Annotated in this window: 18 protein-coding genes; 6 read left to right on the top strand and 12 right to left on the bottom strand. The window is 49.2% G+C overall.

Annotated features, from left to right (window positions below; translation table 11 throughout):
- The first annotated feature begins 88 nt into the window (after positions 1-88).
- The 4 genes from IE054_RS06850 to IE054_RS06835 are packed head-to-tail and all read left to right on the top strand — an operon-like array spanning position 89 to position 5,059.
- Entirely contained in the window at positions 89-673 is a 585-nt protein-coding gene (locus IE054_RS06850; protein ID WP_189404638.1) for a hypothetical protein, read from the top strand.
- An 11-nt stretch (positions 674-684) separates the two neighbouring features.
- Positions 685-2,451, top strand: a complete 1,767-nt coding sequence (locus tag IE054_RS06845; protein ID WP_189404636.1) for an OmpA family protein — start codon at positions 685-687, stop codon at positions 2,449-2,451.
- On the top strand, positions 2,448-2,942 hold the full coding sequence (locus IE054_RS06840) for a Rab family GTPase (RefSeq protein WP_189404634.1): 495 nt from the start codon (positions 2,448-2,450) through the stop codon (positions 2,940-2,942). The genes IE054_RS06845 and IE054_RS06840 overlap by 4 nt, the downstream gene beginning before the upstream one ends.
- A 2-nt stretch (positions 2,943-2,944) precedes the next feature.
- Entirely contained in the window at positions 2,945-5,059 is a 2,115-nt protein-coding gene (locus IE054_RS06835) for a putative bifunctional diguanylate cyclase/phosphodiesterase (protein WP_189404632.1), read from the top strand.
- 181 nt (positions 5,060-5,240) lie between these two features.
- Here the strand turns inward: IE054_RS06835 and IE054_RS06830 are convergent, their stop codons facing one another.
- From IE054_RS06830 to IE054_RS06815, 4 genes are all read right to left on the bottom strand, one after another.
- The gene (locus tag IE054_RS06830) at positions 5,241-6,584 is read right to left on the bottom strand and encodes an aminotransferase (protein WP_189404630.1); all 1,344 of its coding nucleotides are present in this window, start codon (positions 6,582-6,584) and stop codon (positions 5,241-5,243) included.
- Positions 6,585-6,699: 115 nt separating this feature from the next.
- The gene (locus IE054_RS06825) at positions 6,700-6,858 is read right to left on the bottom strand and encodes a hypothetical protein (RefSeq protein ID WP_189404628.1); all 159 of its coding nucleotides are present in this window, start codon (positions 6,856-6,858) and stop codon (positions 6,700-6,702) included.
- Positions 6,859-7,178: 320 nt separating this feature from the next.
- Positions 7,179-8,756 (bottom strand): N-acyl-D-amino-acid deacylase family protein, encoded by a 1,578-nt coding sequence (locus IE054_RS06820; RefSeq protein WP_189404627.1) that lies wholly within the window; start codon positions 8,754-8,756, stop codon positions 7,179-7,181.
- On the bottom strand, positions 8,753-9,874 hold the full coding sequence (locus tag IE054_RS06815) for a M14 family metallopeptidase (protein WP_189404626.1): 1,122 nt from the start codon (positions 9,872-9,874) through the stop codon (positions 8,753-8,755). Before IE054_RS06815 ends, IE054_RS06820 begins: the two co-directional genes overlap by 4 nt.
- A 259-nt stretch (positions 9,875-10,133) precedes the next feature.
- Here IE054_RS06815 and IE054_RS06810 point away from each other — a divergent pair, with 259 nt between their 5' ends.
- Both IE054_RS06810 and IE054_RS06805 read left to right on the top strand, forming a co-directional pair.
- Positions 10,134-11,849 (top strand): Na+/H+ antiporter NhaC family protein, encoded by a 1,716-nt coding sequence (locus IE054_RS06810; protein WP_189404625.1) that lies wholly within the window; start codon positions 10,134-10,136, stop codon positions 11,847-11,849.
- Between the two features lie 13 nt (positions 11,850-11,862).
- Positions 11,863-12,750 (top strand): LysR family transcriptional regulator, encoded by an 888-nt coding sequence (locus IE054_RS06805; protein WP_189404623.1) that lies wholly within the window; start codon positions 11,863-11,865, stop codon positions 12,748-12,750.
- Between the two features lie 107 nt (positions 12,751-12,857).
- Here IE054_RS06805 and ggt (IE054_RS06800) read toward each other — a convergent pair whose 3' ends face one another.
- The 8 genes from ggt (IE054_RS06800) to IE054_RS06765 all read right to left on the bottom strand — a co-directional run bounded on the left by ggt (IE054_RS06800) (position 12,858) and on the right by IE054_RS06765 (position 26,543).
- Positions 12,858-14,597 (bottom strand): gamma-glutamyltransferase, encoded by a 1,740-nt coding sequence (gene ggt, locus IE054_RS06800; protein WP_189404621.1) that lies wholly within the window; start codon positions 14,595-14,597, stop codon positions 12,858-12,860.
- Positions 14,598-14,695: 98 nt separating this feature from the next.
- Positions 14,696-17,719: a TonB-dependent receptor domain-containing protein gene (locus IE054_RS06795; protein ID WP_189404619.1), complete on the bottom strand. Its 3,024-nt coding sequence runs from the start codon at positions 17,717-17,719 to the stop codon at positions 14,696-14,698.
- Positions 17,720-18,176: 457 nt separating this feature from the next.
- Positions 18,177-19,877, bottom strand: a complete 1,701-nt coding sequence (ggt, locus tag IE054_RS06790; protein ID WP_189404772.1) for a gamma-glutamyltransferase — start codon at positions 19,875-19,877, stop codon at positions 18,177-18,179.
- A gap of 90 nt (positions 19,878-19,967) precedes the next feature.
- Entirely contained in the window at positions 19,968-21,245 is a 1,278-nt protein-coding gene (locus IE054_RS06785) for a type III PLP-dependent enzyme domain-containing protein (RefSeq protein WP_189404617.1), read from the bottom strand.
- Between the two features lie 379 nt (positions 21,246-21,624).
- The gene (locus IE054_RS06780) at positions 21,625-22,572 is read right to left on the bottom strand and encodes a VWA domain-containing protein (protein WP_189404615.1); all 948 of its coding nucleotides are present in this window, start codon (positions 22,570-22,572) and stop codon (positions 21,625-21,627) included.
- Entirely contained in the window at positions 22,572-23,630 is a 1,059-nt protein-coding gene (locus IE054_RS06775) for a vWA domain-containing protein (protein WP_189404613.1), read from the bottom strand. The genes IE054_RS06780 and IE054_RS06775 overlap by 1 nt, the downstream gene beginning before the upstream one ends.
- Positions 23,631-23,642: 12 nt before the next feature.
- Entirely contained in the window at positions 23,643-24,413 is a 771-nt protein-coding gene (locus tag IE054_RS06770; RefSeq protein ID WP_189404771.1) for a MotA/TolQ/ExbB proton channel family protein, read from the bottom strand.
- Between the two features lie 147 nt (positions 24,414-24,560).
- Positions 24,561-26,543, bottom strand: a complete 1,983-nt coding sequence (locus tag IE054_RS06765) for an SUMF1/EgtB/PvdO family nonheme iron enzyme (protein ID WP_189404611.1) — start codon at positions 26,541-26,543, stop codon at positions 24,561-24,563.
- Positions 26,544-26,549: the final 6 nt, after the last annotated feature.

Below are 26,549 nucleotides of genomic sequence, written 5' to 3'. Positions count from 1 at the left end.
CTGGCAAACAAAAACCAATAAACTTGTTGCATTATTCATCATTTCTCACGTTTAATGGAAGTTATGCGGCTGTAAAAAGGAAAGTGACATGCCACAAGAAAAAGCACATCAAAGCAAGCCCTCGCTTGCAACTGCCCTTGGTAACGGCAATGCCAGTGAACCCTCTGATCCGGCAACCAGCCCCGATCCCAGCCTCGAGCTGACAACGCTCAGGGATATTCTTTTCGGTCAGGCCCAGCAACAGATGCAGCAACGTCTCGCTGAAATCGAAAAGACGATGCTTGAAAAGTTTGACGCTGTTCAACGCGCTATCGATAAACAATTTTCCGACCTTCAGAAAAAAATTGAGCAAACCAGTCAGCACCATGAATCACAACTTGCCGCAAGCAATAGCAGCCATGAAGACGCTGAGGCCAGCCTGAGGGAATACGCCGATAAACTGGCCTCTGATATAGAGATGACGGATACCAACAGCCGCCAGGAAGCGGATGAAATTCATAAGCGCATAGAGCAGGAATTGCAGTCGTTAACCGACACCTACGATAAAAAGTTTGTTGAAACACTGGCCAAGCTGGATAGCGTAACCAAAGAATTAAGCTCCTCAAAAACCGATCGCAAAACGCTGGCGAACCTACTCGCGACCATGGCGGTTAATCTGGAAACCGATCAATAGCGAGTGCGCCGATGAAGTCTGCCCGTGATTTGGACGACGAAGAGCAGCTACGTGCTGTTCGCAATATTGTACTGGGGCAGGAGCGTGAACACGTTCTCAGTGCTATTGAGTCGCATGCGCGCGACATCGTCGGTGCCGTGGTTGTCGAAGCCCTTCATGACCGGCAAAAACAGAATGATGACTTATCCACGGTTTTCGTACCGCTGGTTGAAAAATCCGTAGAAAAATCTGTTACCCGGCATAGCGACCAGTTTATCGGTTATTTTTATCCGGTGGTCGGCAAGCTGGTCCGTAAATCTGTCGCTGCTTTTTTATCCGACGTTTTAGAAAAAACCAACACGCTGCTTGAAAACAGCCTCAGCGTTAAAGGTCTTGTCTGGCGGATTAAGGCCAGACAGGCCGGTGTTTCCTTTTCACAATATGTGGCAGCGCAGACCTTTGCCTATCAGGTTGAACAGGTATTTCTTATCGACGCCAACACCGGCATTCTTCTCAATTCCGTGGCCAGAGAAAACCATAGTCACGCCGATGCCGATATGGTATCAGGCATGCTGACAGCAATTAACGACTTTGTCGGTGACTCCTTTGCCCACACAAACAACCAGGAGGAACAACAGCTGGCGTCTGTTAAAACGGACGATTTCACTCTGCTTTTGCAGCGGGGACCGTCCCTGGTACTGGTAGCAGCGGTGACTGGCCAGGCGCCGGCTCAGGTTTCACAACACCTGCAGATAACGACAGAAAACATCCATCGCCTTTACGCCAGGGAAATCGAGCACTTTAATGGTGACACGTCCCCCTTTGAACGCACCACCAGCGAGCTCCGGGAATGCCTGGTTGAGCAACTAAACACGCCCGACAAAAAACGCCGCCCCTGGTTTGCAATTATCGTACTGGGAGCAATCGTACTGGCCTTCATTTTCTGGCTCTACCACACCTTCGAGCAATCACAGCTGAAACAACAACTGGCGATGCTGGATAGCAGCCCTGGGATCCTGGTGCGCTCAGTCACAGCCGAAGGACTGACAGATGTCAGCCTGCAGGTGCTCAGGGATCCAGACAGCCAGCCTGTTAGCGATTGGCTGGCACAACAGGGCATACGCGACGATCGGGTGCTCGTAGAGGAAAAACCGTATCTGTCGCTTGAAAGACCTCTTGTTGAACGTCGCATCGCGCGTGTCGTCGCCCGCTATCCAGCGATTTCCCTGACGCCAGGCCCGGCAGGATTTAACCTTGAGGGACAGCTAAACCGCACACAATTGCAACGCCTTACCAATGAGCTTGCTGCCATACCAGGCGTTTCGGATGCGGCAGCACTTACGGCTCGGTTAGACCTGATACAGGCACCGACTCCTGATCGGCAGCAGTCGTTGAAAGCCATGTTTGATTTCCACGCGGCTAAGATTGACGCTACGCAGATTGAGTTTGACGCAGGGAACAGCGACTTATCAGAACGGGCTGTTTCCAGGCTCACAACCCTTAATCAGCAGCTCGATACGGCAGTCAGGCTCGCCAGACAACTACAGCTAAGTGTTGGTCTGATGATTATGGGCGCCAGTGATGCATCGGGCTCAACGTCGTTTAATCAGCAGCTAAGCCAGGCACGTGCGCAGGCTGTCCGGGATTTTTTAGTGAGTCAGGGGGCCGACCCTGACTACCTCAATGCAGTGGGGCTAGGCGTGGTTGAAATTGACGCAATTGATGGAGTGGGCGCCAGAAAAGTCATGTTCAACCTGATGGATTTCACGCCAGAAGCCCGCAAGGAAGAACGTCCATGATTCAAAAGAAAATATGTCTGCTCGGCGCTTCAGCAGTGGGTAAAACAAGCCTGATAAAGCAATATATTGAGGGCGTGTTCAGTGACAAATACCTCACAACACTTGGCGTGAAGGTCGATAAGAAACAAGTACAACTCGGTCCCCGTGAAATCCAGCTAATGGTATGGGACATAGAGGGAATTGACAGGTACTGCGGCTTTCAGCCGAAATACCTGCGCGGTGCTTCAGCCTTCATTATTGTCGTTGATCACACCCGCTCACAGTCTTTGCAGGAAGGAATGGAGATCTTCCAGCTTGCTCAGGAGACCACCAACATTCCGGCAGTACTGGTAATTAACAAAACCGACCTGCCAGAGCAATGGCACTGGACAGAGCACGAAGTGGAGACACGCAGTCACATGTTCGCAGATTGCTTCAGAACCAGCGCTAAAACCGGGGAGCAGGTTGACGCGATGTTTCAGGCCGTGGCCAGACTCTGTATGGCAGACTAACTATGTATACTTCTTTAATTCAGGCACTTGGCATTATTAACTGCACCATTGTGAAACGCCATGGTAACAACAACTTTGAGCTTTTATACGGCACAAACGACTGGGCTTATGCGTTGCTGCCCCATGCCCGGGACGACACGCATTTTACAATTGATGATCACAGTCCCTATCTTCAGGACTTTCTTATCGACGCCGAGCATTTCTGGCAAATAGGTAACGACGGTCAGATCCAGTCCGGCATCTGGAGTGAAAAAACCGCGTCTTCACTACTGCGCTTAGAAGCCATTGCCGCCGTGACTAAAGGCGAATGCTTTTTGGTTATAAATAACCTTGAGCAGCAGTATGCGCGACAGCAAAAAACGCTGCAGTCCGCCAGAGAGCTACTGATTACTAATGACAAGATGCTGGCCGAGCAGGAATATCTTCAGGAGCGGCTGGAAACTATCTTACGTCAGGCAGACAATTTGACGGCATTGCAGGCGCCACTCAATAAGGTGATTGAACACGCAGAATTTGGCATCATAATCGCTGATGCAGATATGCAAATTGTGCAACAGAATCCCCGCGCCCTTGCGCTGTTTGAACTTTCAGAACAACAGGCTCCCCCATCTCCGCTATCAATCACCATGCGACTGTTCAACGAGCAATGCCCCAGCGTTGAGCGAATACTGAGTACGCACAGCGAATGGCGCGGTGAGCTGTTCTGGCATATGTCAGAGTATGTGAACAAATGGCTGGATTTATCACTACAAGCAGTTGTCGATGCGCAGGGCGCGCTGGTTAACTGGATCTTTATCCTGAATGACGTGACACGGCTTAAGTATCTGCAGCAGCGTAATGAGCAACTGGGGATGTATGACATTGTCACTGACCTGCCCAACCGTCATTTGTTACTGCAAAACACAGAAAGCGCGGTCAGTGACCAGCATCCATTCTACTTTTTGTATCTGGACATAAAATGGTTTAAACGCGTCAATGATCGCTACGGGCACGCCGTGGGAGACACATTGCTTATTGAACTGGTCGAGCGCATACAACCGCTGCTAGGTGATGAAAACCTGCTGGCGCGAATGGGCGGTGACGAGTTCGCCATTTTGCTGCACGACACCACCAGTGCGAAAGAATGTGATGCGTTCTGTCAGCGTTTAATACAGACAGTCGAACAACCCTTTTATACGCCGGACAAGCAACAACTGCGAGTTGGATTAAATATCGGGGTTGCGCATTATCCTTCGGATGCAACTGATTGCGAACAACTGGTACGCTTTGCCGATATGGCGGTTTACAGCGCGAAAAGGCAATTGGACAGCCATGCCGCATTCTACTCCAAGTCGCTCAAAGACATTACAATGAAGCGTATTGCCATGGAGGAGGCCCTGCGTAAAGCCATCAAGGCGCGCGAATTTGAATTGTTTCTTCAGCCTATTATTGACATGCGCAGCGGCGGCATCGTCAAAGCTGAAGCGCTGATACGGTGGCGTGATAAGTCAAACAAGCTTATCAGCCCTGATGAATTTATTCCGATTGCTGAACTTTGCGGATTGATTATCCCGATAGGTCACTGGGTTATTGAGCAAGCCGGTAATATGCTCAAGCTGTTACACTCTTACAACGATCAGCTGACTTTATCGGTCAATTTATCGCCTAAACAACTCAATGATGAACATTTGCTGGACGCCTTTACGGCAACCATTAATAAAACTGGCATTGATGCCAGTAAAGTCGAGCTTGAAATTACCGAAGGTGTGTTAATTGACAACTTCGAGCGGGTCGAGCGACATATCAGACAACTGCGCAAGCTGGGGATCCGTATCTCAATTGATGATTTCGGTACGGGCTACAGTTCACTTCGTTACCTGCAGCGTTTGTCTGTTGATACCGTCAAAATTGACCGATCGTTTGTGCATGATTTATCTGATAATGAAAACGACAAGGCGATTGTGCTGGCGGTAATCGCGATCGCCAAAAGCCTGGGTCTTGAAGTGATCGCCGAAGGCGTAGAGACCAAGGCGCAACGCCATTTTCTGATGGACAATGCCTGCTTTATTGCGCAGGGTTATTTGTTCGGCCGCCCGGTGCCGGTGGATGATTTTTGCCAGTTGTTGTCCTGTGAGTGATGACACGTCGTGATCTGTGGCCCACGCTTGTCTCTGCGGTCAGCACTCTGCATCGCACACAAGGCTAACGACGCAGAGTAATTTCTGCACAGCAGGCCCGTGCCTGTTCAATTTTGAATACATCTTACGCGAGCCTCCTTCAGCAATATCTCCGGGCGAACGTTCAAAACACCTGGGAGCATTAGCGACTGGAAGTTGATACGTACTCTAACGTTTGATCAAGCGACACGCGCATTTTTTCAACAATTTCGTCGATTTGCGCTTCAGTCACAATCAAAGGCGGACACAATGCCAGAGAGGATCCCGCCACCGCCCGGCAAATCAAACCGTTGTTCTGACAGGCCTGCATAGCATAACTACCCACCGCACCGTCGTTGAAAGGTTCCCCGGTTTTTTTGTTCGCCACCAGCTCGATGGCGGCAATCATTCCCTTACCTCTAACCTCACCAACCAGTGGATGCTGTTCAAACGCTTTCAGTTTGGATTGCATGTAATTACCTGTTTTTTCAGCATGCTCAAACACACCATCTCTCAGGTAAATCTCAAGTGTTTTCAGGGCGACGGCACAAGCAACAGGATGACCACTATAGGTATAACCATGGCCAAAGACACCAACATCTCGGCTTTGCTGCTTAATGGCCTCGAACATTTCACCTTTAATAACCGAGGCACTGATAGGCATGTATGCAGAAGAAAGCTGCTTCGCCAGGCTCATCATATCGGGCTTTTTAATTCCCATGGTATTGCAGCCAAAATCACTGCCAGTGCGGCCAAAGGCCGTGATCACTTCATCAGCCCAAAATAATATATCGTATTTATTAAGTACCGCTTGAACCTTCTGGTAATAACCTGCCGGTGGAACAATAACGCCGCTTGCACCTGTAATCGGCTCAGCGATAAAAGCAGCGATGGTCTCTGGCCCTTCAGACAAGATGAGGCGCTCTAAATTGTTGACGATACGATCTACAAATTCTGCCTCAGACTCGTTAGGAAAAGCATTTCGATAGTAATGAGGCGCATCAGTCCGTAACACACCTAAGGATTCAAACGGTAACCCAAAGTGCGTGTGGTTTGGTGGCAGTCCAGTGAGTGACGCTGACGCGACAGTGACACCATGATACGAACGCTCTCTGGCGATAACTTTGTATTTCCCGGGCTTTCCAATGGCATTAAAGTAATAGCGCAGCATTTTAATGTGCGTGTCGTTGGCATCACTGCCAGAGTTACCGAAAAACACTTTAGCGTCATCCATCGGCACCATTTGCGCCAGTTTTTCTGACAGGTCCATGCCGACCTGGTGAGTTTTTCCACCAAACATGTGAGAATACGATAAACGGCTCATCTGCTCTGTGGCAGTTTCTATCAGCTCTTTATTGTTGTATCCCAAGGAGGTACACCACAGGCCCGCCAACCCTTCAATGTACTTGTTGCCCTGATTATCAAAAACGTATGCGCCTTCGCCACGTTCAATAGTCAATGTTTCTGTCGCATACAGATTAGTTGTCGGGTAAATAATTTGGCTCATTATCGCTTTCTATGTGCTCTCTGTATTAGTCGTTGTAGCGTCTTTGGGGTATATAAATTATTCAGGCAGCCATTATATTAACTGAGCTTAAACCAGTACCAAATAGTTCCGTATTTTAATTGTAACCCAATACAAAACACGCATTATCTTCATAACTATCTTCATTCCATTGAGGGGCGTTAGCAAGGTCGTTGTTGCGGTGTAACGCTTCTTCCTGTTGCTGGTTTTGTCTGGTTTCGTTTTTTTGTTCAGTGTTTGAATCTGACGTGATCATGCTCTTATCCTCAGCGTTAGTAGTGTACGATCGTCAGAGAAGGTGCGAGCAGGTCTATCGCCCTTCAGGACTCGCTGAGTGATGATAGACGTAATCGCATCTTCCCAGAAAGAGCGGGTATTTGAGGTATAGCCCTTCCATGTTTTAACTATGGAACATTTCAGACATTTAGAGTAATTCCCTTTGTTAGGTACCATATAGCGAAAGGTTAACGTCTCCTTTCTGACCGTTTGGGTGAAAGGCATTCGGGCCTTAATAAATGAAAAAGGGGCGAAAGCACTCACTGTCTCCTTGGCCCCTATGCAGTTAAATGGTCACTTTTAATCGGGTTCTTTGGCGACAAACTTGCCTGCTAACTTTTCATTGTACTTGCCATGTTCTATGACCCGCTGCCCATTCACCCAAACCTCGCTAAGACCTGTGGACAGACGATTCCAGTTGGAAAAGTCCGCATTTGCCTGATACGCATTTTCATCCCAGATTATGATATCAGCCGCGTAGCCTTCCCTGATAAACCCTCGCTGCTCAATGCCTAACACGTTGGCCGTTTGACCTGAGCTACGGGTAATAAACTCGTCAACGCTCAAATACTTTTTGTCTTTGACGTAGGTTTCAAACTTTTTGGGAAAGCTGGCATATTTCCTTGGATGACCATTGGTGCCGTCAGAGGACGTGACCACCCAGCTTTTCTTCATAAAGTTGGCTAAATCTGACTCTGACATGTTGAAGGACGCAACGCGTATTGGGCCTCTTTGAACGAGATTCATCGCCGCTTCGGCAGGGGGCAAACCCAATTCCTGTGACAATTGTTTTAAGGTTTTACCAACCAGATTAGTATCGTCAAACGCAGTGACTAATAACGCCTCTGGACCGCCTCTACGGCGGATATTCTCCCCAATTTCCGCTACCAGCTTTGCCTTCAGCTCCGGATTATTTAGTCTGTCATAGAAGGCCTGTTTCGAGTCGGCCATGACCCATTTTGGTATAATAGCGTTATGTAATTTTGTACCCGATGCTAACCAGGGGTATTGATCGGCACTGATACTGGCCCCGGCCTCCTGCGCGGATTCGATGATATTAATCGCGTCCTCACTCAGGCCCCAGGCATCAACGCCAAGGGCTTTAATATGGGCAAGGTGGAGGTGTATACCAGCCTCGCCTGTAATATGAATCGCCTCTTCCAATGCGGCAATAAAACCAATATTAAACGTGGCCTCGTCTCTGAGATGGGTGTCATAAATACCCTGGTATTTAGCGGCTGTTTCCGCTAAGGCGACAACCTCCTCAGTAGAGGCGTAGCTACCGGGCACATAATAAAGCCCTGTAGACAAGCCTAGTGCGCCTTCTTTCATCGCATTATCAACCAACGTCTGCATTTGTTTTATTTCTGCATGGCTGGCGGTGCGGTTTTCCGTTCCCATCACCGCGGATCTCACCCGATTGTGACCAACCAGCAGCGCAACGTTGGTACCGATTCCATTATCTTCCAGCTGCTGTGCCAGCTTAGCAATCTGATAATCGCCGCCGCCATCATTGCCGTTAACAACCGTAGTCACGCCTTGAGTTAAATAATTTAAATTATGGTTTTTATCATTGCTTAGCAGCTCATCCATACTGTGTGTGTGGGGATCAATAAACCCTGGGCTGACAATCTGGCCATGAGCATCAATGATGGTCTTCGCCGACACCGACTGACTATCGGCTTCAAACACACCACAAATGAGTTCGCCGCAAATTGCCACATCGACGTTTTGTTCACCACTCGAATCACCCAGATATACCTTGCCATTCTGAATCAGTGTGTCGGCTTTAAGGACGGACGTTGTTTCCGAGCTACACCCCTGAACGCCAAGTGTTGACGCAAGGATTAAAGGGAGCAATAGGATTACTTTATTCATGGCTGCAGCTCCTGATTATCCATCATCATGGTCTTCATTAACTGATTTGCCGCATCAATAGCGAAATCGTTAATAAACGCTCTGTCAGTGTTATCGCCCATTTCATAAGTAATGGCGTGAACATTATAGTGATCGGCGAAATACTGCTTAAAAACGCCCCGACCAGGATTATTTCCTGGCTTTTGAATCACACTGAAGTTTTTGTATTGTTTATCAACTGCCTTCAGCCAATTGTTAACCAGGTATCTTTGCTCCATACCGTAGTCGTTGGGCATAGTATAAAAAATGTCTCTGCGGGTAGAGTGAAAGTCCACCGCCATGACCATTTTGCCACCGGCCTGGATCAACTTATTAATGTGTTCATGCACCGCCCGTACCTCGGGCTGCGCAAATTTGTTCCAGTCGCGGTTAAGATCGACGCCGTTAACGTTATGACGCCAATGCCCCATCTGCACGCCATCGGGATTTAAATTAGGCACGATGAGAATGTTAAACCTGTCCCGAAACGATTTCGCGACAGAGCTATCTGACAAAAGATTCTCAGTAAAAGGAAATAACGCCAGCGCGCCAGTAATTTCGGGCGGGTGTTGCCTGCCCAGTATTACTAACCACTCATTTGCCTGCCGATTGCCTCTTACTTCCAGTGCGTTTATGGGCCGGCCCTGAACAGACTCACCAATGACGCTTTGCGAAGTGACAGGACTCTTGGCAAGCCGGTTAACCCACTCACTATAGTCCTGGTTCGTGATGATTTCTTGCGCTGCAATAACAATGGGTTGTTTGGAGAGCGCGACCGTGAAGACCAGCTTTTCGTTATCTTTTACATACTCAACACCTTCCCAGTGCTGCCCGTCTTTACTCACCTTGGGGGGATAACGGTTGTCGCCGTCGGTGACCCTAATCGTGACTTCAACCTGCTTTTTCTCCTCGCTGGAAAGTTTAAACGCATACCAGGGGCTGTTATTTATCGGTGTGTTTTCGGGTTTTAAAACGATTTCAATTTTATTCTGTGAGTTGCTCTGGCAAGACGCAATCATTTTATCAGAGCTGGCACCGGCAAAGTCATTGTCAAAAGTGACCTGGTCAAACTCACAGGAATAAGCTACAGCAGGCGCCAATGCTATAGCCGCTAGCACTATTGTGCAGGTGTATTTCATGTATTTTTTTAGTGGGCTTAGGTAACAAAACAAACTTTGCCTACTCCTGTAATTCTTTTATCAGACCCTTACCTTGGCAATTTAAATCGCAACAATCCATTACCGGATTGTTTACAACTCATAACCTTAGGCTATAGGCTTTTCCAATATAGTTAAAATACACGACTTTCATAAGCTGCTAGTTTGTTCTGATAACACCAATAATAGGGGAACCACAGCAATGCAAAATTCAGGAAAACTCGCATTTGCTATCTTTTTGCTGGCGCTAATCGCGGCGCAATTTATCAACAGCAAGGTACAAAAAGTCTGGGTTGAACAATCCTACGTTTATGACTTGTACGACAATGAACAGGGCCGACTGTCCTACATGTTCAAAGGCCAGGAGATCACCATTGAGCAGATAGTGCCCTATGCATCTTCACCGTTAAATCAGGCTAATTTAAGTAATGGCCAGCCGCCCGAACTGGGTCAGCAATGGGTCGACCAGGACGGGCAGGTTAAATTACTCAAACCAGCTTTTCATTTTGGTCTGTGGTCGCTGCTGCCCGCTTTTCTCACGGTAGCACTTTGTTTGTTAACAAGAGAGCCCCTGACCGCTCTATTTGCCGGGATTGTCTCGGGCGCCATTATGCTTGGTAATTACGACCTCACCGACAAAGTACTGATCCCAAACTTATCTACCGAAGGGGCCGCCGCATTACTTTTGCTCTACCTTTGGCTGCTTGGCGGATTATTGGGGATCTGGTCAAAAACGGGGGCGGCCCAAGCCTTTGCAGAGTTTATGACGGAAAAGTTCGTTACCGGTCCACGCTCAGCAAAATGCATTTCCTGGATGTTAGGTGTGCTGTTTTTCCAGGGGGGGACCATGAGTACAGTTTTGGTAGGTACTACGGTCAGGCCATTAGCGGACAAAGCCAAAGTAAGCCATGAAGAAATGAGTTACATTGTCGATTCAACGGCCTCACCGATTGCTTCGGTACTCGCATTTAACGCCTGGCCGGCATATATTCAAGCGCTTATTTTTGTTCCGGGCGTGTCCTTCCTTGCCACCGAAGCAGACAGAATCAGTTTTTTCTTTTCAAGTATCCCCTTTAGTTTTTATGGTATTTTCGCTGTTATCGGCACGTTGCTATTGAGTCTGAATATCACTACCTTTGCCGGTGCGCGTATTCGTGCAGCTAAAGCAAGAGCTGATCGAACAGGCCAGTTAGATGGCCCCGATGCAACACCACTAACAGCCAAAGAGCTGCAACACCCCGAAGTGCCGAGCCACTACAAACCTCACTACCTAGAATTTCTGATACCACTTGTCTCTCTGATTTCCTGCGCGGTTCTGACATTTGTTTTTTTAGGCAGCCCTAAAGTTAACTGGGCGTTTGGCGTGGCTCTCTTGCTGGCCTTTTTCATCTCCCTGGCAAAAGGCATGTCGCTGATAGACGTTATGGACGGATTTGGTAGTGGTCTGAAAAGCGTTGTATACGCGTCCGTTATTTTGCTGCTCGCCGTAATTGTTGGTGCTATCAGCAAAGAGATTGGCGCAGGCCTGTATTTAGTGTCACAAATTGGCGAAACCCTGCCGTTTTGGTTGTTACCCATCACACTGCAACTCATGACAATGCTCATCGCCTTTTCAACTGGCACAAGCTGGGGAACTTATGCCATTGCGTTTCCGTTAGCGATGCCATTAAGCTGGGGTATTGCCGTTAATTCTGGCATGGACAATCCCGAGATATTCATGATGATTTGTTTCGCCACCGTATTGAACGGTAGCGTATATGGCGACCAGTGTTCACCAATTTCTGACACGACTATACTCAGTTCCATGACCACAGGCTGTGACCTTATGGATCACGTTAAATCGCAAATTGTGCCTGCGTCCTTTGCTGCAGCTATCGCCGGTTTATTGTGGACACTTTGTGCGGTGTTATTCACCTAAGGGTAAATCGACCATGCGACTTCGACATATCGAAATTTTTCACGCAATTTACACCACTGGCAGTATCACCAATGCTGCGGAACTGCTTCGTGTCTCGCAGCCTTCGGTGAGTAAAGTTTTATCGCATGCGGAAATGCAACTGGGGTTTCAACTCTTTGATCGGGTTAAAGGCCGGCTCATCCCTACCAGTGAAGCGGAAATGCTGTTTGACGAAGTCGATAAAATTTACCAGCAGATCCGCTCCATAAATAACACCGCTCGTAATATAAAACGCTCTAGCAAAGGTACCATCAGAATGGGAGTAACACCTGCTTTGGGTTTTGAGGCTGTCCCTGAGGCCATTGCCGATTTTCACCGGGATTATCCCAACGTCAGCTTTGAAGTGAAAACGATGCACAACGACGAGGTGATGCAATCATTAATTGAACACAAATGTGACTTTGCCATGTTGTACTCGCCCAAGGAAATGCCTGGTGTGGAGTCCAGTAAATGCGCCGACTCTGAACTGGTCTTCATGTATAACAAACACTGGTTTGATGAAGCCAGGACATCGTTGCAGATGTCTGATCTGGAGGACAAAGAATTCATTGATATCGCTGACAGTGGTCCACTGGCGGATATGCTGTGGACCAGAATGATGAAAGAAGGTGTGCGCTTTTCTTCAGAGGTAAAAGTTCAAACCTATTTCATCGCCGCGAGAATGGTTGCAAAAGGTATAGGGTTTTGTGTTGTTGACAGACATACGGCGGAGAGCAACCTGTGCGGAGATGTTGCCATCGCTTCATTTGAACCCAAACTGACTTTCGACGTCTGTTTATTGCATTTGGCAAACAAAGGCATACCCAAGGTCGCCGAAGCGTTTATTCCGTATTTGAAAGACACCATTGCTTCTGACTTTTAAAAAAGCAATGGTGATACGGCAATAAGAAACACCAATAACGGCTTTGTATCGTAATCTTAGCTTGCTTTCAGCGCCTGCTAAAAATGAACAAACATTAACCGCTTTTTTTAAAATCCATCAGTGAGAGCGTTAGGTCGTCTTGGGTCTGAAGCGCCGAAGATGAAGCCATCTTTTACCATAATCGACTGAGTACTGCCCATCGTGTAGGTTTCTTTGACGTTTTGCCCCTTTTGCTTCAGCAGTTCAATGGTATCTCTGTTAAAGCCGGGCTCGACCTCTAACACGTCTGGTATCCACTGATGATGAATACGCCGTTGATTGGTCGCCTCTGTGACATTCATGCCATGATCAATAGAATTAACTATCATTTGCGCGACGGCATTGATGATTCGGCTACCGCCGGGGCTGCCCGTAACCATAAACGGTTTACCCTCTTTCAAAACAATAACAGGCGACTGTGAACTGACTGGTCGTTTTCCCGCTTCCAGTTTATTAACTTTACTGGCAATGAAGCCTTTTGCGCCTTTTATGCCGGCCCGGACAGAGAAGGTATGAATTTGATTGTTAAGTAAAAAACCAGCGCCTTTAACTACTTTGCCGTTGCCAAAGGAATAGCCCAGGGTATACGTATTGGACACAGCGTTTCCGTCACCATCCACGATAGAAAAATGAGTCGTTGAAGGACCTTCATCGCCTAAGCGATCGCCTTTAAGTGTTAAGGCATCAATCGATTCGTTGAGCTTGATTTTGTTCGCTAATTTATTTGCCCTTTTTTTATCAATTAGCCATTTAACCGGAACGGCATAAAAATCCGGATCTGCCATGTAGGTGCCGCGGTCTGCAAAAGATAGCTTCATGGCTTCTGCCATCACGTGGTATGACTGACTACCGATCCCCCATTCGCCGAGTGGATAATTCTCCAGAATGTTAAGCATTTGCATAATAGTAACCCCGCCAGAACTCGGAGGCGGCATGCCAAGCACCTGATATCCTCGATAGTCGCTCGACAGCGGTTTCTTGATTTTTACCTGATAACTGGCCAAATCCTGGTGGTCAATGTGCCCACCGTTTTTCTTCATATCCGCAACGATTTTGTCTGCGATCTCACCTTTATAAAAGGCATCGGGCCCGTGTTTGGAAATCTGTTTTAAAGACCAGGCTAAATCGGACTGAATCAGTTTATCGCCCTCCTGGTAGCTCGTCCCATCGGGTTTGTAGAATGAGGCCCGTGTGCTGTCATTTTCAGTTAGCCATCTTTTTTTTGCGTCTACTATTTGAGCCAAATCATAATTGACTACAAAGCCTTGCTCAGCCAGCTCAATGGCGGGTTGTAAAAGTGCTGGCCAACTAAGTTTGCCGCTGCCAAACTTGCGCCAAACCTCATGCATCCCGGCGACCGTACCAGGTACACCTGCAGCATGCCAGGAGGTGGCCGATTGTCTGTTTTTCTCGCCCGCTTCGGTAAGAAAGTGCTGTGCTGTAACGCCAGTAGGGGCGGTTTCTCTGTAGTCAATAGCATAGGATTGCTGCTTTTGATTCGAATGGAATACCATAAAGCCGCCACCACCAAGATTACCGGCTCTGGGCAGTGTCACCGCAAGCGTGAACCCGACTGCGACGGCCGCATCAATCGCGTTTCCGCCTTGTTTCAGAATGTCTATTCCTACTTCAGTAGCCAGGGTATTCTGAGTCGAGACCATGCCATTTTCCGCTACCACGGGGGAGAAGACATCCTGATATCGCACGATACCGGATTTTGACAGGTTGTAGGGATGTTTAACGGGTTGTGCTACAGCTGGCAACATCAATGACAAACACATGGACAGAAATGCCGAAAGAACTTTCATATTCACTCCCAATGAAAAAGGCCGATGTGGTTAACATCAGGCCTTTAGTGTTGTTACCCGCTAAATTGCGGGTAACGACTAATTATCCAGGCTGACTATCAGAAGCTGTAGTTAACCGATGTGTAGAAGTACCGACCGCGGCTGGAGTGAAGTTGTCCATCGTAGCCGAATGTGGTGTCTGCCAATGGCGGTTCTTCATCCGTTACATTGTTCACACCGAAGGTCAGGTTCAGGTTTTCATAATCCATGAAATTACGTTTCGTTAAGTGAACATTTGCTCGCGTTTGCGACGGCACCTCGTAAAAGCGGGTTTCGCTGCCTTCAGTGATACTCACGCTGGTTTCCTGTACATCGCCCACATATCTGAGGAATAAGCCAGAGCGCCATAAGCCGTCGTTTGATTCCCACGAAAGCATTGCTGTAGCTTGCAGCTCTGGAATACTTGCTGTTCCCACAATGTCGCCGACATCTGAACCTAGTACGTCCTCTGGTGCACCGGCATTTACTATCGTCAACGCATCACCGCCAGCAACCTGATTAAATTTTAGCGTTCTGGCGCCATTAAGCCGGATATCAAACTGACCAATGCCAGTGTCAAACCCATAGTTCACGCTAACGTCATAACCAGAGATCGTTCTGGTGTTTAAGTTCTCATACCGACGATTAATAAGCACAATTTCGCCCAGCGGGTTGTCCTGATCAATTTCGCCACGGATCACATCTGGATTGGATGAGCCATTGGCACGCGCGATCAAGTCCAGTCGTGATATGTTTTCATCAGACAAAACACCAACAGAATCAATTGTTTCAACCTCCCACCAATCGTAAGTCACGGTTAAGCCGTCGAGTGGCTGTACTGTAAAACCTATGCTTATATTGTCACTTTTCTCAGGACGTAAGTCTTTGTTACCAGAGGTCGACAAGTTGTAGTTGCCGTTACCCGGACCGCCATCTGACAACGTGGTTGAGTTCACTACAACATTGCCGTTCTCATCTAAAGCGTTCTCAGCAAAGTCATCTACGCTGGTCGTTAATGTAGCGCCAGGTGAGTTGAGTTGAATTAAGTTTGGTGCCCGGAAGCCTTTTGAAGCCGCCGCTCTGAATTGAAGCGCTTCAATGGGGAACCAGGAAACGGCCATTTTAGGGCGGGTAATGTCGCCAATATCACTGAAGTTTTCGTAGCGAACGGCTAACTGAACATCCAGACTATGTGCGCCTGGTAAATCCGCCAAAACCGGAATAGCAAGCTCACCGTACGCAGAAAACACGTCGCGATCGCCATCTACATCCAAACGAACACTACTCCCTTGCAGGCTACTCAGATTAACAGGGTCAGCATTACCTTCTACAAAGGGGTCGGTGCCATCAAAAATATCGCTGTTATCTTCTTCTAACTCTTCTCGGCGCCACTCGACACCGAATGCAAAGCCAACGTCACCAGCTGGCAGCGTGTAGACGAACGGATTAGAGGCTTTAAAATCGACTAACGTTAAACTGGTTTTTGCACTTCTTTGCGCGGTTGTCAAAAACGGGGTAATGCTGGACTGTGGGTTTGGTGTTAAATCATTGATGCTCGATGGATTCGCTGGATCAACACCCGTAAACGGATTGTAAGCATCTGGCGTGTCTAAGCTTAGCTGCGCTAATAATAGCGGTGAACTAATGCGGTTGCTCATGTTGTCGTCAGTTTGCGCCTCGCTGTATAAAATTGCAGAGTCCCAATCCCAGTCGTTGTAGTAGCCACGGAAACCATTTAAAAAGCGGAAGCTGGTGCTTTCTACTTCAACCTGACGTGGACCAACATCGGTGGGGCGAATACGCAGGTTGTATGCTAACCCCTCTACCGGAACCACATCAGGGTCTAAACCGGGAAGACGGTTTGGGTTAGTACGTCCGTCGGCAAAAGTAACTGGACCAAACGGGTTCCAGTAGCTATGTGCCGGTACATCGAACGTACCGTTACTCAGAATTGCCGACTGTTCCCACTGACGATTGGCTTTAGCCTGGTAATAGGTCGACTCGTTATAAAACTCTATGTCGTCGTTAATTTCGTGAGTGAAATTAGTGTAAATGTTGACGCGATCAACATCGGGAATCAGTGTCCTTTCTTCGTTGCGATTTGGACGAAGTGCACGATCATGGCTGCCCGCGGCATCGATACAAATATCATCCATAATACCGGCACCGTCGGCAATGGCACCACCGCCACAACTACTACCGTCGACCTGTTCTCCCGCGTTATTGATATAGTTAGTCGGACGAATAATGTAATCATCGATTGAGCTGGACAAACCAATAAAGTGAACATCGGCCCAGGGCTCTAAACTGGAGCGGTTGTCAAACCCGGTATTGTCGGCAAATTCTTCCGGTGCCCGTGAACGCAAGTCCTGGTTACTGGAAAAATCGTATTCAGACGCCATCACACCTTGTCTTTTTGTGTAGTTTGCGCTGACCATGAAGAAGCTCGCACCATCGTTAAATTCGAAACCGTAGTTACTCGATAAGGTGAAGTCGCTACGATCTGTGCCTTGTTCAGCGCCGTATCTGATATTGAAATCCCCCCCCTCGTAATCGTCTTTGGTCACATAGTTAACGACACCGGCAACCGCATCTGCGCCATAGAGTGCGCCCGCGCCATCACGAAGTACTTCAACCCGCCTTAAACCAGAAACCGGCAGCGTATTTGAGTTGACGGAAGTGACCGGTACGCCAAATTTCGTTTGGGTAATCGGATGGTTGACCATACGGCGACCATTCAACAAAACAAGCGTGTTACCCTCACCGATGCTTCTTAAGTTGACTGAACCAACGTCGCCACGAGCCGCGTTCGTTCCGGTGTTACCACCACGGGTATTGGTAAACCCTACCGCACCGATTTGTGGGATAGAGCGCAACAACTCGTCACCATCTAAGGCGCCTGTTGTTTCAATGTCTTCAGCATTAAGACTGGTTACAGGCAGCGTGGAGGTCATTTCGCTGCCTCTGATGTTTGAACCGACAACCGCAATGCGTTCAATGTCTTTTTCTTTTGGTTGTTCCTGGGCACTGGCATTAGAACTCATTGCAACGCAGCCTGTTGCGGCCATCATTATCGATGCTGATACTTTCTTAAGCTTAAACATGTTGCTCTCCGGACTATTTTTACTCGTTGTTACGGCCAAATCGTTCTTGTTATTCTGTTCCAATCTAAACTAGAACGTTGAATTTAGAGTTACCAATAAGTTTGCTTTCCAAAGGTATAACCTGTGGCTATACACCCAATAACCGCGTCGCTTGTAGTCCAGCAAGAAAATGGCAAATAAAGAATATATCAGAGTTGAGGGCCAATATTTTCCACTAAAAAAGTCTCATCGAAGCTTGTCGACAACGTGCTAAATTGCACAAGCGCAGAATCAAAAATTGGACAGCACAAACAGACCGTTTCAAAAGGAGGTAACTGAGGAGCACTGATTAGGGCCTGGTGATTTGAATGTTAGCAGCAGTGAATTCCCTTTCACGCTGGCTTAATGACGCGACATCTTTAAACAAAATATGAAATGGGTTCAGCTTGACGTGCGGCCCTTTATCTTTGCTGTGTTGTTATTGTGCAGCAACGGTACCGGCATCCGGACGACGCGGATCCGAGGCGCCAAAAAAGTAGCCGTCCTTATACATAACCGACTGCACACTGCCCATGCTTTTAGCTTGCTCCACGTTCTGACCAAGCAGCGTTAGAATTTCAATCGTATCAGGGCTGAATCCCGGCTCTAACTCTAACCTGTCCGGTAACCATTGGTGGTGAACACGCGGTGCGTGGATAGCATCGGCGATATTCATCTTATGGTCCATTACATTAATGAGTACTTGCAGAACAGTTGTAATGATTCGACTGCCCCCCGGGCTGCCTACGACCACGAAAGGTTTACCGTCTTTGAAGATCATCGTCGGGGTCATTGAACTTAGTGGCCGTTTTGTCGGTTGAATCGAGTTAGCTTCGCCGCCGATTAATCCAAATCCATTCGGTACACCGGGCTTTGAAGAAAAGTCATCCATTTCGTTATTCATCAACATCCCCGTACCCGGGATAACGATACCTGAACCATAAGAGAAATTGAGCGTGTAAGTATTTGAGACCGCGTTACCGAATTTATCCATCACGGAAAAATGGGTTGTGTCCGGGCTCTCAAAGCGTGGAGGGCTGCCAGGCTTGATAGTTTTTGATGCGCGTGCGCGTTTCATAGAAATGTTCGACGCAAGCTCTCTTGCGTAGGACTTACTGGTTAAGCCTTTAATTGGAACGTCAAAATGATCGGAATCGCCTAAGTACTCGCTTCTATCCGCATACGCCAGTTTCATCACTTCACTTAGTAAATGAACGTTTTTAGCGCTGCCCGCCCCCATTTCGGCAACGGGATATTGCTCGAGAATATTCAGCATTTGCACTACGTGAATACCACCGGAACTGGACGGAGGCATGGAGGCAACGTCAAAGCCACGGTAGTTGGTACGCACGACTTCTCTCTGAGCAACTTTGTAACTGGCCATATCCTCTAAGGTGATCAGGCCTCCGTTCTTTTTCATCTCTTTTGCTATTTTGCGAGCAATAGCACCTTGGTAAAAGGCCTTGGGTCCCTCTTTCGCTAATAGTTTTAACGTATTCGCCAGATCAGGCTGAACCAGTATTTCACCTGCTTCATAAGGGACTTTATTCGCTTTGTAATACGCCTTTGCGGTTGCGTCATTGGCTGTTAGCCATTTGTGACGGCTCTTGAGGTTTTCCGCCAGGTCGTATGACACAACAATGCCGTCCTGTGCTAAACGAATCGAAGGTTCGACTATACTTGCCCAACTCATGGTGCCGTATTTCTCAAGTGCATGGGATAAGCCAGCAACCGTGCCCGGTACACCAGAAGATTGATGACTAAATCGGGCGAGTTTGTTGTCGACGTTGCCTTGTTCATCCAGAAACATATCCCGGTGGGCGGCTTTAGGGGCCATCTCGCGGTAATCAATCGCAACTGTTTTGTTTTGCTCGGCGATATGAACCAGCATAAAACCGCCGCCACCAAGGTTACCCGCTCGGGGCAGTATAACGGCCAAAGCGATACCTGTTGCCACCGCTGCATCGACAGCATTACCACCACGAGAGAGGATTTCAGCACCTATCTGGCTTGCCAGTTTACGCTGGCTCGACACCATGCCTTTCGTACCAATAACAGGGTGGTGAATTGAGTCGTAACGAATGATGGCTTCACTTTCGTCAACGTGATTTTGCGCATTTACCGTCAGCGCTAACGCCATTAGACCAAGACTGACAGACGCCTTTCTCAGTATTTTGGCAGCGGTTTTTACTATTAGTTTTTTCACTTTATTGTACTACTTTTGAGTTTTTTACATACGGGACAAAACATCTTCGAGTGAATCAGCTTTGCGGATAAGATCAATGCTCATGCCATGACTATTGCCGCTGACAGCGTAAACAGGGACTCGTGGTAAGCTGTTATAATCAAAATGATTACTGAAATAGTAGCCACCTGTATCGTGTACCAGAACATAATCGTTTGCTTCGAGTTTTGGCAAGGCTTTGTTTTTACAAATTAAGTCACCCGAAAAACAGCAAGGGCCGGCAACATCAGTATCGACTACCTCGGAGTTAGTCTCAGTTCTCATATTCCCCTGTGCGTCAAATCCCGTCACTCTTAGTGGCCATGAGTCCGGTAAAAATACGGTACGGGTCATGATTTGGGCACCAGCATGTGTGGTCGCAATATGCCTGCCACCCATGGACTTAGTGTACTCAACTCTGGTTAGAATAAAGCCGTTTTTAGCGACGATGGCACGGCCAAATTCGGTTTTAACCTGGTACTTACCCGAAAACAGGGCAGGCACGGCCTCTTTAAGGGCATCTGCGTACTGCTGGAAGCTTGGGGTAACCTCTTCGCTCGCAAAATTAACGGGTAGACCGCCACCAATATCAATCTGTCTGATTTGCTGAAAGCCCACTCTATCGTTGATCATCTCTGCCAGATTGACTATCTCAGCAATCCCTTTTGCCATCAGCTCTAATTCACACCCTTGAGAGCCCGAATGCGTGTGCAGGCTCGTTAACCAGGGGCGCTCAGCGTAGATCTCCAGCAATTGCTGGCGATTGCCGCTATCAGCCAGGGCATAACCAAATTTGGACGTCGACGTGGCGGTGCTGGTTGAAGAAATTGCGCCACTGCCAATTTGTGGATTGATTCGAAAGCCAATCGACGATTGCGTATGCGGATACGATTTCAGCAATACGTCTACTCTTTCCAGTTCCTGTAAATTATCAATGTTGAGTGCGATGTCATTTTTAATGCAGGTTGTCAAATCCGCCATCGTTTTAGCGGGTGAGTCAAAAATGATGCTGTGGTTTTCAAAACCAGCCCTTTTGGCGATAAGCAACTCGCCCGGACTCGAGACTTCGGCTCCAATACCTGTCTGGTTCAGTTTTTTCATGACTGCGGTCAGCGCATTGGCCTTTGCCGCAAAGGTATGCACAAAGTGCTCTGGGAACGCCTTATTGAGTTCAATAATCGTATTTTCTAGCGCATCAAAATCCATTATGCCAATCGCGCTGGTCTCGCCATTCAGAATATCTTTTTGTACCGCTTGTTGAACAATATCCTGCTTTCGGATCATGTTTTGATTCCCTAGGGGTATTAGGATTTCCCCAAAATTTCGGTTTAGATTGGTTCGGTTTACAGACTCAATCAGAAAAATTTAAAGGTAAGCCAGATACTCACCAAGCGGTAATAGCGATCTTTTGCAGCGGTATAACCTTAGGTTATCGGTTTAACAAAATGGAGGGCATGTAAGAAAGGTTAATTCCATGAACTGTACGTGCAAAAGCAGCCGCAGGGGCATTTTCATAGCTGATGCCAGAACTGCCTGATGCCCAGCGAATGCCATACAGACGACTGTTTATTTCGTCACCGGCAGCGTTTGTCTGTTGATACTGTCAAAATCGACCGGTCGTTTGTGGATGGTTTATGTTCGGTTGTTGTCGGGTGAATGATGATTAGAAAACCAGGCCAACAAACGCGCCGCGGTTGCGCTTTGCCACGGCCTGCATAAACGCAGCAAAGCGCTCCGCATCGCCATTACTGCGGCTAAAGCCAATACCATGAATGCGGATCACCGGCTTCCCGTCCGCGCCGCGGTTTTTATCGGTAATGGCTTTGACAATATTGTCCAGATTGGCAGGCCGGTAATCATCACCAAACACATACAAACTTACCGTTCCGGGTGTATTTTTATAGGTATCCACGGCCCGAATGATCCCCTTTTCCGGCTCGCTGGCGCCGCCTTTAAAACCGGACATCGCGCTCATAGCTGTCTGGCGCATTGATGCGCGATCGCTTAGCCATTGTCCGGCCTTGCTCGAAAACATATAGCCGCCGTCGGCTGCCATTATCTGGAAGCCTTTCATTTTAGGGTGATTTTTAAGTATGTCATTCACCACACTGATCACATTACCCCAGCCACGACCCGACATTGAGCCAGAATTATCAATCACGAACACCACGTACTCGGCATCAGTGGGAATACCGCCAACATCATCATCGGGGGTATCTGTGCTGCTGGGGGTATTAAGCATGGCTGTGGCACTGCGTATTTGCTGACGCAGCGACGCGGCTTTATCGGTTAACTGCTGCAGGGTTTGCTGCGCACGCGGGATAGAGGACTCCAGGTTCTGTTGCTGCGCTGTCACCGATGCCGTTTCGCGCTTTGCTGCGGCCAGTTCGTTTTGCTTATCGAACAGTGCACCTTTCAGGGTTTCGACATGCTGTTGTGCCTTAAGTACCTGCTCAATCAGTGTACTTAAGTTGCCTGGGCCGCGCTGCATCTCCTCATCGCCGTTTTTAGCCAGCAACACCAGCATCACCACAGCCCCGAAGGCGCAGGAGATGATATCCAGAAACGCGATATTAAAAATTTCAACCGGGGCGCGTTGACGTCTTTTCATCAGGGCCACTCCGGTGCGGGGGATAAGAATACGCCACCAGTGGCACGTGACCAGTCCCAGTACATTGAAGGGGCGTAAGGATCGCCATCGATGGGCAGTAAAATAATATGATAACGGACATTTTTCGGTGCGCGTCTGACCGTTTCAATAAACAGCGCCTGCCGGCAGTCAGACGAGATAGACTTGCTGGTCGCAACCGCATTTTTGCACTGACGGGACAAGCCTTCACCCAGCGTCGGCAAGCCATCGGTGACAATATATACATCGGTGATAGACGCGTTGGCCTGAAACAGCGTGCTGATACCCAGTTGCAGATTGGTACCACCATCGGGCACTACGTTGCCTAAATCCCGCACAATCGCCTGCATAGAGCCACTCACCGAGGCGGTACTGACCGCGTGCTGCCCCAGGCGCTTTGCCGTATCCGAAAAGGCCACCATGGTCACCTTTGAGGTTTGCGGCAGACGCGCGATTAACCACTGCGCCACCCGTCGGGTACGCACCCACTTTGGGGTGGCGACCTTATCGGCATCACTTAACGACAGCTTACCCAGCACATCAATCAGACTTGTGCCCATCATTGAGGCACTTTTATCAATCAGCAGACCAATCTGAGCACCTTCCACTTTCATGCCGGCAATAAAGTTTTGCTCGCCTTTCCCCTGCATACTCACATTGGCTGATTTTTCCACCCGTTTAGACAGGGCTACAAGCTGATCTTCCAGATCGGCGACCACCGCGAGCTGCGTCGCGACGTCCTTAAGCAGCTTCGACTGTGTATCTGTGGTGTCGTCCTGTGCTTCCTCGGCGGCTTCCTGACGGGCCGACTCCTGCGCAATCCTGTCATTGATTTCATCCAGTGACCGCTGCAGTTGCTGCTGTTGCTGTTCAGACGCGGCCAGCTCCTGCTCCAGCTTTTGCTTCTCTTCGGCAGGGTCAGGCGTGAACGCCTTAAAATCGACCAGAATAAAAATCAGGATGACGGCCCCCAGGCCACACGCCATGACGTCCAGAAACGAGAGATTAAAGCCATCCTGTGGCTGTCGCCTGATGCGCATGCCTGTGCCTGACTAGTTATGCAGGTGAGACAGCAGGTGACGCTCACAGGATTCCTGTGTGCGGATCACCATTTTGTCCTGACGGCTGTTCAGCAGGTGCATAAACAGCATCAGAATCAGAGAGATAAACAGCGCCACCAGCGTTGAGTTAAAGGCAACGCCAAGCGATGCCGTCATTCCGGCGATATCACCGTCTAAAGCGGCGTCGGCCTGCGCCAGCGCCGCGCCAATACCGCGCACCGTCCCCACAAAGCCAATGGAGGGAATGGCCCAGATGATATAGCGGATCATGTTATTGCCACTTTCAAGCTGTGTGGCGATAGTCTCGACCGACGATTCAATCGCATCGGCGGCATGCTGCACATTGCTGGTATTGCGATAGCGGCGGATACAGTTCAGCCACGTCATATAGGCCGGGGTTTCTTTATAGGGAGAGGCCTCCAGCTCACCTATGGCCGCGTCAACGTCCAGCGCCGACGCTTTATCATGCTCGGGTAACAAATCGCGGGTATAGATTTCCTCTTCATCGATAAGCTTCCACAGCTTATAGGCCATCAGAAACAAACAAAAAAACATCAGGGACATACACATCTGTTGTTCGACATCTTTTAGGATCACCCATAGTGAAGACAGTGCCGCTGTGCCCTGGGTTGCCATGACACTTTCAGCGGCCGGCCGGATAACGCCTGCGTACAGAAAGTGCACCACGATAAAGATGGCCAGTAAGACACTGCCGCTGACCAGCAGGCTGGGATTCATGGATAACGTTGAGTTCTTCTGCATTGTCTTTTGCATTGCCTGTTCCAGCGTTTAAATATTGGTCGGGAAGTCCTGCGGCGCATCCAGCGAGGTAAAATACGCCGCCGCACTGCCTGCCAGTATCAGTAAAACTGCACCAAGAAGTAGTTTTCGTTTCATCTTAAGCTCCGTTTATCTGTCATAGCGGGCAATGCGAAAGCCGATGTCCTCGGCCGGCGTACTTTCGCCGTTCCGCACACTGGCCCGGATATTTTTCAGCCGCCCGGTTTTATACGAGGCCCCTTTCACCACATGGCTGTCACCACGCTGTGCCCCCAGGTAATCACTGTAGCGGCGTTCACTGTCCGGCGGCGTAATGGTGTAGCGATCATGCACCCACTCACGGGCATTACCATCAAGATCATAGAAGCCCCCGCGCTCGGCCTTAAAACTGCCGACCGGTGCCAGCGCAGCAAAGCCATCATTGTAGCCCCGCAGGTAAAACGTTTGTGTACCCTTCACTGATTCATCAGCAAAGTTGCCCTGCTTATCGCGAAGGGTTTCCTGCGTGCCCCACACATACCGCGTTGGCGCTGCGCGCCGGTTGAGCCGGGCGATAAACTCCCACTCAGCTTCAGTTGGCAGCCGGTAGCCGCGCGCCGAAGGTTTTACCCCTGCCACACGCCCCTGTCTGATAACGTAAAACGGCAACAAGCCTTCTTTTTCACTCAGCCAGTTAGCGAAGACTGCCGCCTGCTCCCAGGAAACACCGGTAACCGGCAGTGTGCTGCCGCCGGCTTTACCCAGTGAAGCATTGTACTGCGCTTCGGTGATCTCATGGGCTGAGACCCAGAACGGGCGGCTGAAATCAACATCGACCTGGTGCTCGTTACTTTTCCGGTCAGAGTCATTGTCCGGCGAGCCCATGGTAAACGCTTTGGGTTTGACCCGAATCATCTGAATACCCAGCCCGCTCACAAACAGCGGTTTGCCTTCCCGGCGCCTGGCGTCAAACTCGCGCAGCAGCTCGACACGCACAATTTTTGTGCTGTCCTGACTGGGTGTTACCGACTGCTGCACTTGCCGGTAACCCGGCTTTCTGACCACAATATCGGTTGGCAGCGCCTGCAGTGACAGAGTCAGCGGGGTGTTGCCCTGTGGCTGACCATTGACCTCAACGCTGGCCTGTTCACTGGCCTCAATCCTCACGCTCCCCATTTCTTTTTTCAGCGCAAAAGAGAGGGTCTGTGTTTCACCCGGCCCAAGGTTTAATGTCCTGGACTCACTAAGATAACCGGGCTTGGCATAACGAAACTGCGCGGCCGTATCCGCATCAATGCTTACCGGGCTGGTGACCGGTGTGCCATTAACAAGCAGAGCGCCGCCCGCGGGGGTTGCGTTCACTGTGACGGTGGCCTGCAGGGGCTGAAGATGATAGTTACGTTGCGGGTCGCGTTGCGACGCTGTCAGGGCAATGGTGTCACTCACCACCTGATAGCCTGTTTTTTCGACTGTCACTGTGTACTCGCCGCCCTCACGGTCCAGGCTCAGCGGTGTCTGCCCTGCTGCCTTCCCGTTGACGGTGACGCTGGCTCCCTGCGGCGAAGAGTCAATCTGTATCTCACCGCGCACCGGCGTAAGGGTCAGGGTTTGCTCGATTTGCGCGGCAATGTCTGCGTCAATACGTACAGAGGCGGTTTCATAGGCTGGGTGACGGGCCGTGATCGTATAGTTGCCGGGCTCAAGTGTTGTCTGTAAGCGCTCAGCGCGGGCGACAGTTTCTCCGTTAACCGACCAGACAATATCGCGGGCAACAGGCGCAGTGGTGATGTTTAACGTCGCGGGTAACGGCTGCAGTTCTACCTCGATATTAGACGGGCTCGCGTCATTCACAGTGAGGCTGGCCGCGCGAAATTTTTGCGCGCTGACGGTGATCGCAGCATTGCTGCCAATCACATACAGCTTATTGTCGATAAATAACGCATTGCCGCTTTGTACAGCGAACTGCTGCGTACGGGCAGCCTCGGCAGGCAGCACGGTCAGACTGTAACCTTTAGTAAAAAACATCCACAGCGCGTACACCACTGCCAGCGTGACAGCACCGAGCGTCATGACGATTGCCAGCAGTTTCCGGCGCCGTTTGCCTTTGGCGATTTGCGTCTCAATCGACCCCACAAAGCC

This window comes from Alteromonas halophila, from assembly GCF_014651815.1.
Classification (GTDB): Bacteria; Pseudomonadota; Gammaproteobacteria; order Enterobacterales; family Alteromonadaceae; genus Alteromonas; species Alteromonas halophila.
Note: the sequence above shows the minus strand (reverse complement) of the source record. Positions and strands in the feature narration are given on the sequence as shown.